General features: G+C 24.4%; 2 protein-coding genes. One reads left to right on the forward strand and one right to left on the reverse strand.

All coding sequences use genetic code 11. The features are described 5' to 3' along the window. The first annotated feature begins 207 nt into the window (after positions 1-207). Positions 208-891, forward strand: a complete 684-nt coding sequence (locus tag Q0370_RS10135) for a helix-turn-helix transcriptional regulator (RefSeq protein WP_299575306.1) — start codon at positions 208-210, stop codon at positions 889-891. Positions 892-1,115: 224 nt separating this feature from the next. Here Q0370_RS10135 and Q0370_RS10140 read toward each other — a convergent pair whose 3' ends face one another. Beyond that, a complete protein-coding gene (locus Q0370_RS10140) occupies positions 1,116-1,592 on the reverse strand; it encodes a hypothetical protein (protein WP_299575308.1) in 477 nt (158 codons plus the stop codon). Positions 1,593-1,846 lie beyond the last annotated feature (254 nt).

The following is a 1,846-nucleotide window of genomic DNA, read 5'->3' on the forward strand; positions in this document are numbered from 1 at the left end:
AGAAGAATAACTTTTATATTCAAAAAGATGTGTTTTAAAATAAATTATACTTTTGAATCACAATATAGTTGTACCACTATTTTTTAAATTTGTCAATATATTTTTGGCATATTTTTTTAAAAATACATCTTTTTGGTTAAAAAATTTATTGAAATTTTGTAAAATTTATTATATAATTATGGTACTAACAAAGATTGGAGAAAAATTATGGAAGAAAATAATAAAGAATTGAATAATAAAATTTTGGGAGAAATAATAAGAAATTATAGAAAAAGAAAAGGATTGAGTTTGGAAAATCTTGCCAAACAAATGGATATAACAAAATTAAGTATACAAAAATATGAAGTTGGGAAAAGAACAATACCATTTAATACTTTGCTTGATTTTTTTAGAATACTTGAGATACCTTTAAATGAATTGGAAAAATTTTTTAAAAAAGAAAAAAAGTCAGAAATAAGGGAAATTTTAAGTGCTTTATTTAAAGAAAATAAAAGAATAACAGCTATAATATGTTTTATTGATTATTTAGAAAATTTAGGATTTTCATTCAATGTGATAAATTCGATAGATGAAAAAGATGGGGTAGTTTATGGAGATATAGAAGACGCTATAAGAAATCCTAAAGTGGTATCTGTGCGAAGTCCAAATAAAAAACATACATTTTATATTGGAATCAAGGATTTTCTTTCATTTATAAGCCTTCGTTCAACAAATAATATAAATGATTTTATAAATTATCTTGAAGTATATCATTTGGATGAAAGCAAAACAGGATATGATGATGAAAAAATAGAAAGAATGGAAAAAATATTTGAAAAAGTACCTTTGAAAAAGCCAAGTGTTTATAAAGAAATTATTGAAAAATTGGATGAAAAAACTAAAAACAAATAAATCTGCAACAAAATACAGGGCCTTTCATTTTTTAGAGGCCCTGTTGATTAAGATATGCACTTGTAACTCTGTATAAGCCCTGTAGAGAGCATTTAAACTCATTTTTGATATTTTCCTCAAATAACAAAAATAAACTCTTAAATCGGCTCTTACAATAAAAAATTTTCTCTTTTGTTTTCTATTCTGAATATTCAGCATCGCTTTCATCTGAATTTGTTGAACTATTATTTTTGAGTTTGGTCAATTTGATTTATTGTTTCGTCAATTATTCTTTCAATTTCTTGATTATCTATTTCTTCTTGATTTTTATTAATAACTTCCTTTGTTTGTTTTTTTGAATGAGAATTAACACTATTTTGTATACCATAACCGTGATTATTCAAAAATATTATTATCTCATCATTATAAAATTGTTTTGCTTTATATTGTGAATTTGCATTATTCCAATGTGTTCCTGTATAATGACAACCAGCTCCATTTTCCAAATCATTATCATTTCCATAAATTGTATCAAATACTTGTCTAATTTGTGCTATTTTTTGTAAATGTTCTCTATAAGCGTCATCTACTTGAGTATAGGTTACTTCTTCAAAAGGTTTAGTTGTACCTGGCATTATTCCATTATCTACCTTAATAATTTTATTTACTGTTTCACAGTATTCTTTTCGTAAGTCTTCATAAGAAACTAGGTTATTAATCAAATTTTCAGCATATCTAAGATTTCTCGGAGTAAAGGTTGAGCTTTCTCCATTAGATTTTTTGTATTTATATCCGTTTTTTATCTCAAAATCTTGACTTATATTTTCTACTTTATTTTTTGAATTTTCTAATTTTTCTAAAGATTTTATTTTTAATAGTAATATTTTTTATGGGAACCAATGTTTCATCTGAATATGGAGTTTCATCAATGAACATCGAATTTTTAAATAACCGAAAGATTTCAGCCCCGAGATTA

It is taken from the genome of uncultured Leptotrichia sp. (assembly GCF_938036635.1).
GTDB lineage: Bacteria > Fusobacteriota > Fusobacteriia > Fusobacteriales > Leptotrichiaceae > Leptotrichia > Leptotrichia hongkongensis.

Bases quoted from the DNA above. Each gene is read 5' to 3' on its own strand.
- Q0370_RS10135 (WP_299575306.1), top strand. From the start codon at position 208: ATGGAAGAAAATAATAAAGAATTGAATAATAAAATTTTGGGAGAAATA.